Origin of the sequence: Catenuloplanes indicus (genome assembly GCF_030813715.1) — a bacterium.
GTDB lineage: Bacteria > Actinomycetota > Actinomycetes > Mycobacteriales > Micromonosporaceae > Catenuloplanes > Catenuloplanes indicus.
Map to the genome: position 1 here is coordinate 1,838,439 of NZ_JAUSUZ010000001.1, position 15,868 is coordinate 1,854,306.

The window sequence follows — 15,868 nt, forward strand, 5'->3', positions numbered from 1 at the left end:
GCCAGCCAGCCATCCGGCGGCGACCGCGGGCGGCACACACGACGCCTCGGCCGCGCAACGGACCGCGATCGCGGCGCCGGTACCGCCGCGCGCCCGCATCAGGCCGAATGCGGCGCGTCGCAGACGCACCGCCAGCCGCACGGGCGAAAGATCAGCTCGGTGAGCGCGGCGGCCAGCCCGGTCAGGACCATCGCGAGCAACGCCGACACGTACATCCCGACGATCCGGGTCGGTGCGGAGCCGGCCAGCGTGAACGCCTGTCCGAGCCGGGCGTCGATCGCCTCGGCGGCAGTCCGCGACAGCACCACCTCGGCGTCTCCGCCGGTGCGCGCGGACGCGCGTCCGCCGACCATCCGCGGTGCCGCGAGCGCACCGGCCTGCGACCGCAGGGTCACCGGTGGCGCGCACCGGCCGTCCACCGGGGTGCTCATCCCGGCCGGGCCGGCCTGGGCACCGAACCAGCCGGCCGCGAGCACGGCCGGCAGCGGTTCGGGAAGCGTGGTGCGATACCAGGACAGGTGCGACTCGAGGGCCGCCACGTCCACCGTCTCCCCGGGAACGCTGTCGTGCACGAAGCGCAGATCACGCGCGCCCGATTGCGGGCCGGTCACCAGGCCGGCGTTCGTACGCCCGGCCACCGCCCGCAGCAGCCCGGTGATCAGCAGCACGGCCAGCAGGCACAGCAGCGCGAGGCTCCCCCACGGCCCGGCCCTGAGCCGGCGGATCAGTGCCATCCGTACCCCGTTCTCGTCCTCGCCGCGGGAGTCAGCCGCGGCACAGTATCGGGGTGGCGCACCAGCTCGCCGTCGCCGCACCCGGACCGACCACGGCCGCCGCGAGCAGCCCCGCACCGACCAGGACGGCCACGGTCACCGTGACGGCCAGCGCGGCCGTCCTCTCCTTCGCCATGACGCCCAGCGCAGCGCCCGGGCATCAACGTGACATCAGCACGGCGCAGACGCGCAGGCCAGACACCCCGGCTCGGGGCGCACCGGCCGCCGACGGCATGTTGATCGATCGTCGATCCGCCGCATGTGCGGTGGACCCATGCCCCGCTACGAGTGTTCGCGAGCGAGTGGAGCCGGGAGCACAGCGGCGCGAGGGCCGGTGCCCGGGCGTCGGGCCGAGGAGAGGAGCGGTGTGAAAGCCGTCTGTTACGCGGTGGGCACTCGTGGGGACGTGCAGCCGTTGGTCGCGCTGGCCGGGGCGCTCGCCGCCCGCGGCCATCAGGTCGTCGTCGGCTTGAACAGCGATCTCGTCGGATTCGCGCGGCGGGCCGGTGTGGACGCCCGGCCGCTGAGCGTGGACGCACGCCGGTTCCTGCAGTCGCCGTCCGGGCAGCGGTGGCTGGCCGGCGGCGACGTCCGCGCATACCTGAGGGAGCTGATCGCGGAACGGCGACGAGTCATCCGCGGCGTGCAACGGGACATGGGGTTGCTCGCCGGGGGCGCGGACGTGGTGATCGGCACCCGCCTGATCGAGGAGGAGGCGTCCACGCTCGCCGAGTGGCAGCGTGTGCCGTTCCTTGGCCTGCACTACGCACCGGTACGCCCGAACGGCCGCTTCGCCTCCGTCATCGTCACGTCCCGGCGGCTGCCCCCGCCGCTCAACCGGCTCACCCACACCATCTACCAGCGACGGCTGTGGCGCAGCGGCCACGCCGACCTCAACGCCTTCCGGGCCTCGCTCGGCCTGCCACCGGCCACCGCGCCGGCCGACGTACGGCTGACCGCTGCCGGCGGAACCGACATCCAGGCCTACAGTCGCTTCCTGCTACCGGAACTGGCCGGGTGGGGCCCGGCCCGGCCGCTCGTCGGCAACCTGCGGCTGTCCCCGGCACAGCGCGCCGCGCTCGGCGAGGACGAGCCGGGCCTGGCGGACTGGCTGGCCGCCGGGGAGCCACCGGTCTACTTCGGATTCGGCAGCATGCCGGTACAGGAACCGGCGCGGGTGCTCGACCTGATCCGTACGGCGGCGCGCCGGCTGGGTGTCCGGGCGCTCATCGGAGCCGGCTGGAGTGACATGACGGCGCACACCCCGCAGGATCCGGACGTCCGCGTCGTCAGCACCATGGACCACGACGGGGTCCTACCCGCCTGCCGCGCCGCCGTCCACCACGGCGGGGCCGGCTCCACCGCCGCGTCGCTGGCCGCGGGCCTGCCCACCGTGATCTGCTCCGTCTTCTCCGACCAGCACTTCTGGGGCCGCACCGTACGGCGCCTCGGTGTCGGCGACACGTTCCGCTACACCCAGCTGTCCGCCGAACGGCTCGTCCGCACCACCGCACCGCTGCTCGCCGGCGGCCCCGCCGACCGGGCCGCCGCACTCGCCGGCCGGCTCGCCGGCGAGAACGCCACCGACACCGCCGTGGCCCTGATCGAGCGGGCTGTCCGGTGAGCGGGCGGCGACCCGCGCGGCGTACCCGCCCTTCGTGCCGCGAACGGCCCTGGTCCGCGGTCGACGAGTTGTTGAGGCCCTGTCTACGTACCCGCGTTGCGCTTGACTCGCACGCCGTACGTTCTCAGGAGGAACCACGATGAAGCTGCACGCGGCACTGGCACGCGCGCTGGCCGGGCACGGCGTCGACACGATCTTCGGATTGATGGGCGACGCCAACATGTTCCTGGTGCACAGCTTCGTGCACGAGATGGAACGTAGATACGTCGCCGCGGCCCACGAGGCCGGCGCGATGTTCATGGGGTTCGGCTATGCGAGCCTGTCCGGCCGGCTCGGCGTCGTCACGGTCACACACGGCCCGGCGCTGACCAACACCGTCACCGGCCTGGTCGAGGCGGTCCGCGGCCGGGTACCGATGCTGCTGATCGCCGGCGACACCGCCACCACCGCCCGGGGGAACATCCAGGACATCGCGCAGCGCGACGTGGTCCTGCCCACCGGCGCGGGGTTCGAGCAAGCGCGCACGCCGGACACCGCGCTCACCGATCTCGCGATCGCGATACGCCGTGCCGTGGTGGAGCGGCGCCCGATCGTGTTCAACGTCCCGTCCGACCACATGTGGCGGGACGTGCGCTACGACGAGGTTCCGCCGCGGCTGCCGCCGGCCCAGACGCCACACCCGGATCCCGCCGCGGTCCGGCACGCCGCCGCGCACGTCGCCGCCGCGCAGCGACCGCTCGTGCTCGCCGGGCGGGGCGCCGTTGCCGCCCGGGCCGAGGTGCTCGCGCTGGCCGCCCGGATCGGCGCGCCGGTCGTCACCACGCTCAAGGCCACCGGCCTGTTCGACGGCGAGCCGGGTGCGCTGGGTCTCGCGGGCGGGCTGGCCGCCGCCACCGCCCGGCAGGTGATCGAGGAGTCCGACCTGCTGATCGCGGTCGGTGCCGGGCTGAACCGGTACACCACGGACAACGGCGCGCTCCTGACCGGGCGGCGGGTCGTCGTGGTCGACACCGCGCCGGAGGACCACGTGGCGTACGACGCCGTGGTCCGCGGCGACGCCGCCGTGGTGGCCGCGGCACTGATCGAGCGGCTCGACGCGGCATCGGTACCGGCCACCCGGTTCCGGGACACCGTCACGTGGCGCCTGGACCGGCTCGGCCGGCCGGCACGACGCCGGCCGGACACCGCACCCGGGACGGTGGACGCGGAGACCGCGCTACGCCGCCTCGACGAGATCCTGCCGGCACAGCGCGTGGTGGTCAGCGACGGCGGCCGCTTCATGATGGAGTCGCTGCGCCACATCCGGGTCCCCGACCCCCGTGGTTTCGTGTTCCCGGAGAACTTCGGGTCGATCGGCACCGGCATGGGCGCGGCGATCGGCGCCGCCACCGCGTGCCCGGCCGGCCCGGTCGTGCTCGTCTGCGGCGACGGTGGCTTCATGCACGGCGGGATCGGCGAGTTCGCCACCGCGGTCCGCGAGAACCTGGACGTGATCGTCGTGGTCTGCAACGACGGCGGGTACGGCGCGGAACACGTCCAGTTCGCCGACCGTGGCCTGGACCCTGGCCTGTCCCTGTTCTCCTGGCCGGACCTGGCCACCGTCGCCGACGCGCTCGGCGGCGACGGGGTGACCGTGCGGTCCGCCGACGACCTCGCGTACGCGGAGAAAGCCATCGCGGACCGGACCCGCCCGCTGCTCATCGACGTCCGCCTCGACGTACGGCAGATGACCCCGATGCCGCACTGAGACGGTACGGCGCCCGCCGGTCCCCGTACCGGCGGGCGCCACCGCACGCGTCAGGCGAGGGTGAACTCCAGGATCGAGCCCGGGTTCGCCAGGCCCACGGTCGGGGTGCCGGCCAGGTCCGCCGCGATACCGGACACGTCCGTCGAGACGTAGAACGTCCGGCCGTTCGCGCCGAACGCGAGATCCCGGTAGCGGTTGACCGTCCGCCACAGCGCGACCGGCTCACCGGCGGTCAGCCCGTCCGCGCCGACCGGCACCCGGTAGACGGTGCCGTACTTCAGCGACGGGACCAACACGGAGTTCTGCCAGCCCGGTACGCCCGCCGACGCGTAGAAGGCCGCGCTCGACGGTGCGATGGTCGGCCAGCACATGTGATACACCGCCTGACCGTTCACGATGCAGCGCGGATCCCGGAAGTTGAAGCCGTCGGGCACGGTGTAGAACGTCCGCATCGGCGCCACCAGCCGGGCATCGATGAACGACGTCTCCCGCTGGCGCGGCACAGAGGCCGGCGTCTCGAAGTCGCTGTAGGGCAGGCTTTCACAGTCCGGCGCGGCCGACCAGTTGTCGTAGGTGTAGGCCTGATCGTCGCGGTAGCCGTTCACGTGCGGCCAGCCGTAGTTCCCGCCCGCCCTGATCAGGTTGAGTTCGTCGTCGCTCTTCGGGCCCTGCTCGCTGGAGTAGAGCAACCCGGTCGGCCCGAACGCGAGCCCCTGGGCGTTGCGATGCCCGTACGAGTAGACATGGCTTCTTACGCCGTCGATGACCGGGTTGTCGAACGGCACCGTGCCGTCCAGGTTCAAGCGCAGCACCTTGCCCTGATAGGCACTCCAGTCCTTGGTCACCACCTGCCGCAGCGTCGGCAACACCTGCGAGCGGATCGGCTCGCAGTACAGGGTGGCCTGATTGTGCCCGCCGTCACCGATCGTGTAGTAGATCTTCGAATCCGGCCCGATCACCAGCCGGCCGGAGACATGATCGATGGTGACCGGCAGATCGGAGATCAGGGTCAGCGGCTCGGTGAGCGTCCCGGCCGGGCGCTGATAGGTGTAACGGACGATCTTCTGCCGGCGCAGCAGCACGGCCGGGTCCGGGTCGGCGTCGTAGGTGTAGGACAGATAGACGTACGGGTTGCTGCTCGCGCCCTCCAACAGATCCGGGTGCAGCGCCATGCCGAGCAGGCCGTCCTGCGGGCCGCCCGGCGTGGCCACCACATCCGGGATCGTCACCGCGGGCTTCTTCTCCCCGGTCACCATGTCGACCCGGGTCACCCGGCCGGCCGACTTCTCCGTCACCCACAGATGCCGGTCCGGGCCGGTGAGGATCTCCCACGGATTCGCCAGCCCAGAGGCCAGCACACGTGACGTGAACTGCGGCTCCGCAGCGCGGGCCGGGCTGACCCCGCCGGCGGTGACGCCGACCATCGCCCCCAGCATCGCTGCCAGCGCTCGTGTTCGTACCGTCGTCATGATTCTCCTGTCGCTGTCCCGCACCCTGCGGTCACTGCACGGCAAGGCAACAGCGCGCATGCCTACATCCGATCAATTCGGCATCTACTGCATTCCTCCATCGACCGGTACGTGCGGAGCACAAGATCACGGATGCAGGCCTCAGAGCAGGTACTCGGGTGATCCGAACACGACAGCGGGCGATCCGTGGCGGATCTTCAAGCCCACACGCTTGTCTCGATCCCGGCCCTGGCGGCCAGCAGCGGGTGTGCGGCCGCTCGGCGGAGACCGCTGGTGAGCTGGAGAAGACGCCGTGCCAGCTCGGTCGGAATGCGATCTGCGGCGTCGCTGGTTGGCAGTGCGGCGGCCGCGGTACCCGGGCGGTTCGCCATGGGAGCCTTGACGTTCCCGTCAGTCGCAGACGCCGAGGTGAAGCAGCCAGAGGCGGTCCTCCACCCGTACCGCGAGGTCGAGATAGATGTTCTCGTACACCTTCGACTCGTTGACACGGACGGTCCAGCAATCGGCGTCAGCCGGCCACAGGTGCACCAGGTGAGCCATGATCCAGTCGGTGAGGCCAGCCGCCAGCCGCCGGGGCCCGGCACCCTCGGCCCATGCCTGCGGCCGGCGCCACGAGGCGGCGAACCGCATCGGTAACGCCTCACCGACGATGCGCGACCAGTCACCAGCCGCGGTCAGCGACTCGGCGTGGAACGGGTCGGCGATCAGCGTGTTCAGCGCCGGTTCCACGCCATCGTCACCGATGGCGGCATCGGTCAGCGTGAAAGTGCAGAAGTGATCAGTGTCCTCCAGCAGATCGGCGAGGACCCGCAACGCGCGATTGATGACCTCGCGCGCCACGTCCGGCCCAAGGTGTTCCACCGCCCAGCCGTACCCAGTCATCAGCCCAGCCTAGGCGCAGCCCGACGGTACGGAGCCCACCTCCAACCACGCGCCAGTACGCCATCCGCGCAGAGCGCCGCAGGCACAGGGTGGGCGTGTCCATTCGGCCACCGATCCGCGGGCAGGTGGGCCGATAGCGGTGGCTACTTGATGGAGGTAGCGGCCGCTGGAGCAGATAGGTCGCCGACGGCGCAGGCGGTTCGGACAGATCACGCGCCATGGGGCTGATTTCCTGAGGTTGGTAGATCAGTCGAAGCCCGATGCAGTGCATGGTTAGCTCCCGCACCACCTCCATGCGCCGGGCGTGACGGAGGGATCTCCAGCACGACGGCCGCTGACTGTCGGGGTGTCCGGCATGATGCCGCAGTGGCTTGCGATCTGAGTTCCCCCCGGTTTGGCGGAGCTTCTCAAGCATGATCGACTGATCATGGGGAGGAAGTATCCGTGGCCGCACCGAAGAAGTACCCCGACGAACTCAGGGCACGTGCCGTGCGTCTGTATCGCGAGTCGGAGCCGAAGCCGACGATTCGCCGGTTGGCCGAGCAGCTGAACGTGCATCACGAGGCGCTGCGTAACTGGATCCGCCAAGCCGAGGCCGATGCGGGCGAACGTCATGACCGGCCCACCACCGAGATGGCCGAGGAGAACCGCCGGCTGCGCGAAGAGGTCGCTGAGCTGCGCCGGGTCAACGAAATCCTGCGTGCCGCCAGCAGTTATTTCGCGTCGGAGCTCGGCCCGACCCGGCGACGGTCATGAGGTTCATCGACGAACACCGTGACCGCTTCGCGGTCGCGCTCCTGCTACGGGTCCTCAACATCGCCGAGTCGACCTACTACCAGTGGCTCAAGCAGGCGGAACAGCCGTGTGACCGGGACCTGGTCGACCGCGGGCTGATCTCCAACATCTATGAGACCTGGGAGGCCTCCGGCTTCACCTATGGCGCCGACCGGATCCACCGGCAACTGCGCCGCGACGGAATCCGCGTGGGCCGCAAACGCGTCGAGCGGCTGATGGCCGGCCAGGGCTGGCACGGGGCGTTCCTGCGCCGCGGCTGGCGCGGCGGCTCCACGAAGCAAGACCCGCGGCACACGCCGGCGCCGGATCTGGTCAACCGCAACTTCACCGCAGCCGGCCCGAACCAGCTGTGGGTGGCCGACGCCACGCGGATCCCGTGCGGTGAGGGCGTGTTCTGGCTGGCCGCCGTCCGCGACGTGTTCTCCCGCCGGATCGTTGGCTGGAAGACCTCCGACCGGTGTGACACCGATCTGATCCTGGCCGCCCTCGAGTACGGCATCTGGTCGCGTGACGTCCGCGACGGACAACTCATCCATCACAGCGACCGCGGCTCGAACTATACGAGCTTCCGCTTCTCACAACGCTTGCAGGACAACGGAATCCGGCCGTCCATGGGCTCGGTCGGTGACTCCTACGACAACGCGCTGATGGAGAACTTCTGGTCCACGCTGAAGATCGAACTGGTCTACCGAACGTCGTGGCGGACCCGCGACGAGGCCGAGAACGCGATCTTCCAATACATCGACGGCTGGTATAACTCCCGCCGCATCCAGAAGGAGCTTGGCTACCTCAGCCCGGACGAATACGAGGCGGCCTGGCACGCCCAGACCGAGCCAGATAACCTCACCCCTGCCCCGACCGGAAGCAGGTAACCACCGCTCCGTCAAAGCGGGGGGAACTCACCTCTGTGTTATGAAGTCCTATAGAAACTCCATGATCACCTTGAGGGCTTCACCCGCTTCACCCGCCTCCACAGAGGCCCTCACACTATGGGACCGCTGGTCAGAGCACTGTTCCGCGAGAACGCAACGGCCCTGACCCTGGGCCGATCGGGGAAGATAGTTAGCCAGCTAAAGCGTGTTCTGCTAACCAGCGCTTAAGCCCGAGGCCCGGCAATGTTCATAGCGCGGCGGATCGGTTCTGCGTCAATGGGACTTAAAAGTCTCATAACGCTCATAAATCCATCCCATGTCGTTGCACCTATAAGCACACGCTCATCGAGCGACATCATCACAAAGCCCGGCCGCCCCCTCGGTCCACCAAGAACACCGCATTCAGTCCCGACACCCATAACATCCCAACACTCATTGAGCCGCACTCGGGCCCAGTGCGGCCTCACGGGATTCTCTCCATCCACGGGACCGACGGAAACTAAAAACTCCCGATTCTCATTAAAGAGGCCACCGCTGGTCGCGAAATCGAACCACGCCGCATTGGCCTTTTCAATGATGCGTGGGTCGTCGAACATCACTTCGAAATCCACCCTGCCGTCAGCGATTGAGCATGCGGAGAGCATCCATGCCGCCGCAGCAGGCACTGTCGTCCCATTCCAGACATAATCCATAACCTCGATTCCCGCAGCATACAAAGAATCGACAGTAGAGGCTTTATCTATCACGTAAACTCATCACCCGCACGGTTGATATGTAGTGATTCGATCATAATTGTGACCGGCCCCAGCACGCCCCCCCTTAGGACCTACCCAGCCAATCTTACCGTCACTCTTTACAAGAAGGCGGTAATCGTTTCCACCGCCGGGAATCTCATAGATCGCTGCCCCCCGCCAAAATTCACGCGCCCCAATGGGACCGGATCGACCCTCGTAGAAGTCATCAATCTGGACCGTTCTTCCATTAACCCTTACCGGCTTGCCGTTCTCCATTTTCGTGGTCTTTCGCTGAGTCAGCTCGCCACGGTTATATGCATCGATTCCCGCTTGAACTATTGCGGGCGGGGTAACACCGTCGTTGTGGACGAGCACCGGCGTATCGCCAGCAAGCACATAATACGTATGGACATCATCAACCGTGAGATTCCACATCAGTCGTGCGACAATGCGGAGGGCGACGCTTCGGACAACGACCGAGTTGTCACTTGGCGTGCTAAGGCGTTCACCTGAGACCAGTTGCCCTGCCCTAACCCAATCATGCCGCGTTTCGCTCCAGAACCGATGATCCGCGGTTGTCTTCACGACCTTGCCCAACAAGCGGCCGTCCAGCGTGACATCCACTAGCTGCCGATCGACATGGATGAGAGTCGCCTCGACCAACTTAGCGGCGGTCTCGCCGGTTTCGGGATCGGTGGCAAGCACCTCATCGCCGATACGGACCTGAGAGATGGGTTTGGTGGTGCCGTCAGCCATCACGACCTGAGTGTCTGGGGTGAAGCTGTTGCCGTCGCAAGACTCGTACGTCGGCCTCTTGGAGGCTTTGCGGCCGCCCCATGCGAAGCCCGCTCCCAGGCCGAAGTTCGCTAGGGCTAAACCGGGATCACAGCCTTGGTCAGTGCATGTCTGCTCGCTGACATATTGATATAGCTCTAAGGTGTACCAGCTCTCGCAGTCCATCTGGCTGCAGGCCTCGGCCATCAGATGAGCGGTGTCCAGGTCGCAGGTGTTGCCCTCCAGAACGTCGCCACAGTTCGACCAATCCGGAAACACGGTTGGTTGGAGCCGGTCGACGGCGGCGGCGAGAATATCAAGTTCGGGGCCGCCCTCTGGAACGGCCAGATCGTTGATGTAGTTGCGGCCATTCTCACGCCGGAATGTCGTACCGTTGGGCAGCGCCGTGTTCGCGATCGGCTGGCGGCCCTGGTAGGTGTCCTTAGCGGTGAACTTTTTCTTACAGCCGCTCCAGCATTTGTCGCTGTTGGCCCTGCGGAAGTCGTCATAGCCGCCGGCGATTTCTTCGGGAATGAAGCCGGTGGGGTCGGAGAAGGTGATTGGGCTGTTGTTGGCGTAGGAGTAGGCGGTCCATTGCTGGGGATCCGCGAGGTCCATCAGCGGGTCGACGGAGATGAAGCGGCCGATTCCTGAGTCGTACTCGCGGACGCCGAGGTGGATCAGGCCAGTGGGATCGCTGTCTCCACCGACGAAGCCCTTCTGATTCGGCCAGGACGGTGCGGTGCCGCGGGGTGTGCCGTAGGGGGTTTGGCGGCGGGTGGTGACGGTTTGGTCGGCGGCGTAGGCGTTGACGGTGAGGTTCTGGCTGTCCTGGTGGTCGTTGTAGAGCCAGGACAGGTTGTCGAGTTGGGTGCCGGTGCGGGACGCGACCATCTGGCCGGCGAAGGTGTAGTAGCGGGTGAAGGTGACGGTGGTCGCGCCGGTGGCGCGGCGGATTTCGGTGCCGGGTAGGTAGAGGGTGGTGCCGGTGGGGTCGCGGCGGATGAGTCGCCCGCCGTTGGCGTCGTACAGGTTCTTGTACGCGCTCGCGCCTTCGGTGGTGCTGGCGAGGCGGCCTTCGGCGTCCCAGGTGAGGGTTTGGCCTGCGCGGGTGAGGGTGTTGCCCGCGTTGTCGTAGGTGTAGGCCTTGGTGGTCGGTGTTCCGCCGGGTGTGGTCGTGGTGGTGCCGGTGACGGCGTGCGGGCGGACCGTGGTCGGGCCTGAGGCCGGCAGGTGGTAGTTGGTGGTGGTGTCGCCGGTGCTGGTGTGGCTGGTTTCGGTGGCGCGGTTGCCGACGGCGTCGAAGGTCCAGTCGGTCCAGTACGGTGCCGGTCCACCGAGGTTTCCGGAGCTCGGGTCGGTCTCACAGGAGATGCTGGTCTTGGGTGTCCAGGCCGAGGTGAGGCGGCGCAGGCCGTCGTAGCGGAAGCACTGGCTGTCAGCGGTGCCGACGGCGGGTGTGTCGGCGATCTTGAGGATATTGCCGGCTTCGTCGCGTTCGTACTCGATGCTCGCGACGGGACCTGCCGCGGTCTGCGGCTGAACGGTGGTCTGCTTGACCCTGCGGGTAGAGCGCTCGTAGATCGTGTTGCTGTCCACGTATCGTCCGCCGACCATGCCGGTCATCTGTCGGCTATTGAACGTCGGTTCACCGTAGGCGGTGTACTGCTGGTTGGCGACGTAGGAGCCGACCGAGTTCAGGTTGGTCTTGAGTTTGTTCGGCAGGCCGTTGCTGGGGTGGAATTCCGTGGTGACCTGCTCGGCGCCGATGCCGGGAACCGCAGGGTATGTAGCACCATTCGGTTCGCCGGTCGTATCGACGTAGGAGTTGCTGGAGGGCCAGGTGCCGGCGAGGCCTTCGCCTTCCTCGGCCGGGATGACGTAGTGCGATCCGACGACCTGGTAGCGCTCGTTGAAGGTGCGGACCTGCCACTTGTAGGCGGCGCGGGTACCGGCGGGGTTGCTGTTGTCGTAGCGGATGGCTTCGGTGAGCTGGCCCTTGAACGGCTGGCTGGTGTAGAGCTTGTCGTACTTCCACTCCGCGCGCAGGTTCCCGGTGGCGGAGTCGTCACGCAGTTCGGTCTGTCGTCCGAGCAGGTCGTAGGCGCGGTAAAGGACCTCACCGGCGCCGTTGGTCGTCGTCTCGACTTCGTCGTAGGCGTTATACGTGGTCGTGGTGGTGCCGGCGTCGGGGTCCTTGCGGGTGATCTCGCGGCCCTTGAGGTCGTAGCCGATCGTCCACTCGTTGCCACCAGCGTCGGTGATCTTGACGAGCTGGTCCTTGCGGTTGTACGCGTACGTCGTCGCGGTGTAGTCCCCCGCGACACCGGCGGCGGTGGTGTGCTGCCGTAGTTCGATCGTGCGGCCCTTGAGGTCGTTGATCGTGGTGGTGGGCGTGCCGCCGCGCGGTAGGGTGACGAGTGTCCGGTCGCCTTCCGGGACCGTGGTGGTGCGCCACTTCTCGACGAGGTTGCTGTCGTTCTCGCCGGTGGTGAGGAAGACGCTGGCGCGGCCGCGGCCGGCCTGGTCGTATTCGGTGCGGGTGACGGATGGAACGGACCAGGGGGCGTAGTACAGGTATTCGCCGGATGGTGTCGCTTCTTCGGCGTGCGGCGCGTAGACGGTGGAGGCCCGTCCCCACTCGTCGTAGTGGGTGTCGGTGATGACCGCGTCGCCGCTGTCGTTCAGTGCAGCGGTCTGTGTTTGCCTGGGGCGGAGGAACCCGTCGTAGATGTCGTAGGTGGTGGTGTAGCCGCCGCTGGCGTGCAGGGACTCGGATTTGATGAAGGGATATTTCTTACGGTCCGCGTTGAAGGTGTAGGTGTAGCGGGCCAGCGGGGTGGTGGGGTTCTTGGCCTTGGTCCAGCCGATGTCCCAGACCTTGCTGAGCCGGCCGAGCGCGTCGTACTCCTGGGTGCTGATCCGGTTGTTCGGATCGGTCGAGATGGTCGGCGTTCCCCAGTACGGGTTCGCCTCGACCGAGCTGGTCCAGCCGAGTGGGTTCTTGACCGTGACCTTGGTGACCGGGCTGCCGGCGGCCGGCGTGTACGTGGTGGAGGTGACGCCGCCCTTGCGGTCGGTGCTGGTGTCGAGGCGGCCGAACGCGTCATAGGTGGCGGTGCTGAGCTTCTCGAACTCGGTGCCGCCGACGGCGGTCCAGTTCTTCAGCCCGTCGACACGGGTCGCGGACCCGTACGTCGGCACGGTGTCGACGCTGGTGGCGCCGTCATAGTAGGTGCGGGATTCGCCGACGATATGGTCCGGGCTCGTCGGGTTCGTCCCGCATGGCAGGGTCGTGGTGGTGACCTGCTTGAACAGTCCAGTCAGGTTTTTGGCCGTGTTGCGGTTGTAGACGTTCTTGACGCAGGTCTCGTCACCGGTGACGGCGATGTCGCCGTTGTCCTGGACGGAGGTGACGGTGCCGTAGATGGGGTCGGTGACGGTGTGAGTGCTGGCGGTACGCCACCCGCGCTCGCCGTTGACGCCGAGAGCGGTAGCGGAGTAGGTGGTGCTGACGCCGACGTAGCGGGCGTGCGCGGTGTCGCCGTTGATGGTGCGGCTGGCGGTCGGCGCGGACTGCCATGGGACGTTGACGGTCTTGGCGATCGGCTTGTCGAGGCTGCCGTTGTAGGTGATCGATTCGCGGGTCATGCCGGCGAACGCGTCTTCGTCGTAGACGGTCTCGGTGCCGATCGAGGCGCCGACCGTCACGGGGGCGGTCGCGCCGTGGTCGCCGTGCATGCCGCGCATGAACGTGCTGCGGGTCAGCGACTGGAACGTGCTCGCGCCGACCCGGGTGGTGACGGCCGCGTACCCGCGGAACTGGCTCCAGGTCTTGCGTTTGGGTTTGACTAGGCCGTCGTCGTCGGCGTAGTGCCAGGCGGGTGCGCCCTCGTAGGTGTAGCTGGTGACCATCGGCGGCGACTGTCCGCCGTCCTTGAGTTGCACGTCGGTCTCCGTGACGGAGTCGACGACGTACTTGTGCCACCACTCGGTGAGGTCCTTGTCCGGGTTCGCCGGATCCGGGCTGATCACCGGATAGCAGCGCTTCGTGTTGTGCTGCGGCGAGGCTGGCAGGTTGCCGGCCGCGCAGTCGCGCTGCGAGTAGGTGACGTGGGTGGTGGCGCCGAACTCGTTGACGATCCTCGATAGCCGCTGCCAGTTGTTCGTCGTGTTGTGCTTGGTCAGCACCCGGTTCTGCAGCGCCTCCGGTTCGAACGTCACCGGCGGCAGGGTGATCGCCGTGCCGGCCTCGCCGGTCTTCGTCAGCGAGGACAGCCACAGGCCGGGGTCGCCGCCGTCGCCCGGCGACGGGAAGCCGTGGCTGAGCGCCCAGGAGGTGACATTTTGCCAGGCCGGCGTGCTCTTGGTGGTGTCCCACACCCGCGTCGTGATCTTCTTGAGGCGCTTCGTGGACCAGAACGTCGGCGAGTACTTGCCCTCGCACGCGGTCGCGGTCAGCGCGCATTCCTGGTCCCACGGGACGTCCGGCCAGTCCGGCTTGTCGTGCGTGCTGCAAGAGGAGGTCAGGCACCGGTCGCCTGTCTCGAACAGCACCTGGATCTTCGCGTCTACGGACCGGTCGGCGGTGCCGCGGTCCCAGGTGCCGTAGTCGATGCGCTGCAGCGTGCCGCCGCGCACGTAGCCGACGTTCTCGGAGTCGGTGGCTCGGGTGGCGAACTGGTTGAGTTCCTTGGCGTACCAGTAGGACATGGTGTTGCCGCGCACGTCCACGACGTAGTCGAGGTTCCACCGCCACGCCTGGTCGCACATCGACGCTGCGAACGCGCCCGAGGCGGCCCGGCACGGCTCGTTCGGGTGGTTGCCATAGATCGGGACGGTGAACACCGACTCGGTCTTGTCGCTCTCCCCCGGTAGCGCGTGCCGGCCGAAGTAGTACTCGGTGCCGTCGGTGCCGGTGACCTTCCAGTACTCGCCGTCGTTGTCGCCGTTGGTGTTCGGCCCGCCGACCACCTTCTCGATCTTGTAGCCGTTCTCCGTCCGGCCGTGCCAGCCCTTCCCGGACTGCCAGATCAGCTCCGTCGAGGAGCCGTTCAGGCTCATCGTGGCGTTGTCCGACCGCCAGCACAGGTCGCCGGTGACGAAGTCCTCGCCGTTGCTCGCCCCGCCGTCGGTGTCCTCGGAACAGTCGATGTAGCGGCGCTCGATGTACCCGGACTCCAGCTCGAAGCCCTCACCGATCCACGACGGCTGGTTGTTCGACGCGGAGGAGCGCCCGTCCACGCTCGACGACGAGTACGACAGGCCGATCGACGGTGTCGGGCCGGCCGCGGACGGGGGCGTGTTGATTTTGTATGACCAGTTGAAGCCGCCGGAGTTGCCGCCGGCGCTCCACGTCGACGATGGTGACAGCGTCGTGGCCGCGTAGTCGCCGGACGGACCGGAGGGGCCGGCGGCGAGCGCCAGCAGTGTCCCGGCCGTCGTGGCGATCGCCGCGTCGCCTGCCAGCTGCGCGCGGGTCGTCGCGGCACCGGTGCCGCCGATCGGCTGCACGATGGCTTCCGCCGAGACCGTCGCTTCGGTCGTGTCGTTCGCGGTCTCCAGCTGCCGCGCTGAACAGCGCGGAAGGTTCGGCGTGGTCAGCGCGCACGATGGCAGCTGCCACAGGCGCAGCCTCGACGACCAGCCGGCACCGTACGCCTCACGGAACCCGCTGTAGTCGACCTCGACCTCGGCGACGCCCGCGGTCGTTGTGCCGGGTGCACCGCCGACGCGCAGGACGACGCCGTCCCGCCATGCCGCCGGAACCCGCGTGCGATCCAGCACCTCGACCGTGAGATCCGACGGCAGCTGGGCTCCGGCCCCGCCCGCCGCTCGGGCGACGGTCACCGGTAGCGCGCCAGCCTTCGCCGGTGCATCGCTCTTCAGCGTCGCGCGGGCCGACGCCGCGGTCGGCCACACCGGATCAAGAACGTCCAGCGGCGGGATCTCCTTGACCGCGGGCGGCAGACCGGTGACCTGCCGGCCGGCCGTGCCGGCCTTCTCCACCTGGCCACGCAGCCGCTCAGGCTCAGCCGCCGGTACGGCGAGCGCCGGTGGCACCGCCAGCAGCGTACTCACCATGACCGCGCCCAGCGTGGACGCCAGCAGGCGGCCGGGCCACCTGAACACACCGACAGTCGACCTGCCCACGTTGCTTCCCATCCGTTCCACGTCGGTGCTCGCCAGCTCAGTCAT

Annotated in this window: 10 protein-coding genes; 4 read left to right on the forward strand and 6 right to left on the reverse strand. The window is 68.0% G+C overall.

Annotated features, from left to right (window positions below):
- Positions 1–98: 98 nt before the first annotated feature.
- Positions 99–734 carry a hypothetical protein gene (locus tag J2S42_RS08510; protein WP_307237180.1) on the reverse strand — a complete coding sequence of 212 codons (636 nt, stop codon included), beginning with the start codon at positions 732–734 and terminating at the stop codon, positions 99–101.
- Positions 735–765: 31 nt separating this feature from the next.
- Complete coding sequence (locus J2S42_RS08515; RefSeq protein WP_307237183.1) at positions 766–909, reverse strand: hypothetical protein; 144 nt, start codon at positions 907–909, stop codon at positions 766–768.
- Between the two features lie 231 nt (positions 910–1,140).
- Here J2S42_RS08515 and J2S42_RS08520 point away from each other — a divergent pair, with 231 nt between their 5' ends.
- Both J2S42_RS08520 and J2S42_RS08525 read left to right on the forward strand, forming a co-directional pair.
- Positions 1,141–2,397, forward strand: coding sequence for a glycosyltransferase (locus J2S42_RS08520; RefSeq protein WP_307237186.1), 1,257 nt, complete (start codon positions 1,141–1,143; stop codon positions 2,395–2,397).
- 139 nt (positions 2,398–2,536) lie between these two features.
- A complete protein-coding gene (locus tag J2S42_RS08525; protein WP_307237189.1) occupies positions 2,537–4,144 on the forward strand; it encodes a thiamine pyrophosphate-binding protein in 1,608 nt (535 codons plus the stop codon).
- Between the two features lie 50 nt (positions 4,145–4,194).
- Here the strand turns inward: J2S42_RS08525 and J2S42_RS08530 are convergent, their stop codons facing one another.
- Together J2S42_RS08530 and J2S42_RS08535 are read right to left on the reverse strand one after the other, a co-directional pair.
- Positions 4,195–5,613, reverse strand: a complete 1,419-nt coding sequence (locus J2S42_RS08530) for a glucose/sorbosone family PQQ-dependent dehydrogenase (RefSeq protein WP_307237191.1) — start codon at positions 5,611–5,613, stop codon at positions 4,195–4,197.
- A 390-nt stretch (positions 5,614–6,003) separates the two neighbouring features.
- Complete coding sequence (locus J2S42_RS08535) at positions 6,004–6,453, reverse strand: hypothetical protein (protein ID WP_307237194.1); 450 nt, start codon at positions 6,451–6,453, stop codon at positions 6,004–6,006.
- Positions 6,454–6,939: 486 nt separating this feature from the next.
- Here J2S42_RS08535 and J2S42_RS08540 point away from each other — a divergent pair, with 486 nt between their 5' ends.
- Positions 6,940–7,251 (forward strand): transposase, encoded by a 312-nt coding sequence (locus J2S42_RS08540; protein ID WP_307237197.1) that lies wholly within the window; start codon positions 6,940–6,942, stop codon positions 7,249–7,251.
- Positions 7,248–8,162, forward strand: a complete 915-nt coding sequence (locus J2S42_RS08545; RefSeq protein ID WP_307237199.1) for an IS3 family transposase — start codon at positions 7,248–7,250, stop codon at positions 8,160–8,162. The genes J2S42_RS08540 and J2S42_RS08545 overlap by 4 nt, the downstream gene beginning before the upstream one ends.
- A 224-nt stretch (positions 8,163–8,386) precedes the next feature.
- Here J2S42_RS08545 and J2S42_RS08550 read toward each other — a convergent pair whose 3' ends face one another.
- Together J2S42_RS08550 and J2S42_RS08555 are read right to left on the reverse strand one after the other, a co-directional pair.
- Positions 8,387–8,908, reverse strand: coding sequence for a hypothetical protein (locus J2S42_RS08550; protein WP_307237202.1), 522 nt, complete (start codon positions 8,906–8,908; stop codon positions 8,387–8,389).
- Between the two features lie 9 nt (positions 8,909–8,917).
- Complete coding sequence (locus J2S42_RS08555; RefSeq protein WP_307237205.1) at positions 8,918–15,868, reverse strand: polymorphic toxin-type HINT domain-containing protein; 6,951 nt, start codon at positions 15,866–15,868, stop codon at positions 8,918–8,920.

Excerpts from the sequence above, each read along its gene's own strand:
- J2S42_RS08510 (WP_307237180.1), bottom strand. The coding sequence starts at position 734 with ATGGCACTGATCCGCCGGCTCAGGGCCGGGCCGTGGGGGAGCCTCGCG.
- J2S42_RS08515 (WP_307237183.1), bottom strand. The coding sequence starts at position 909 with ATGGCGAAGGAGAGGACGGCCGCGCTGGCCGTCACGGTGACCGTGGCC.
- J2S42_RS08525 (WP_307237189.1), top strand. The coding sequence starts at position 2,537 with ATGAAGCTGCACGCGGCACTGGCACGCGCGCTGGCCGGGCACGGCGTC.
- J2S42_RS08530 (WP_307237191.1), bottom strand. The coding sequence starts at position 5,613 with ATGACGACGGTACGAACACGAGCGCTGGCAGCGATGCTGGGGGCGATG.
- J2S42_RS08545 (WP_307237199.1), top strand. The coding sequence starts at position 7,248 with ATGAGGTTCATCGACGAACACCGTGACCGCTTCGCGGTCGCGCTCCTG.
- J2S42_RS08555 (WP_307237205.1), bottom strand. The coding sequence starts at position 15,868 with ATGACTGAGCTGGCGAGCACCGACGTGGAACGGATGGGAAGCAACGTG.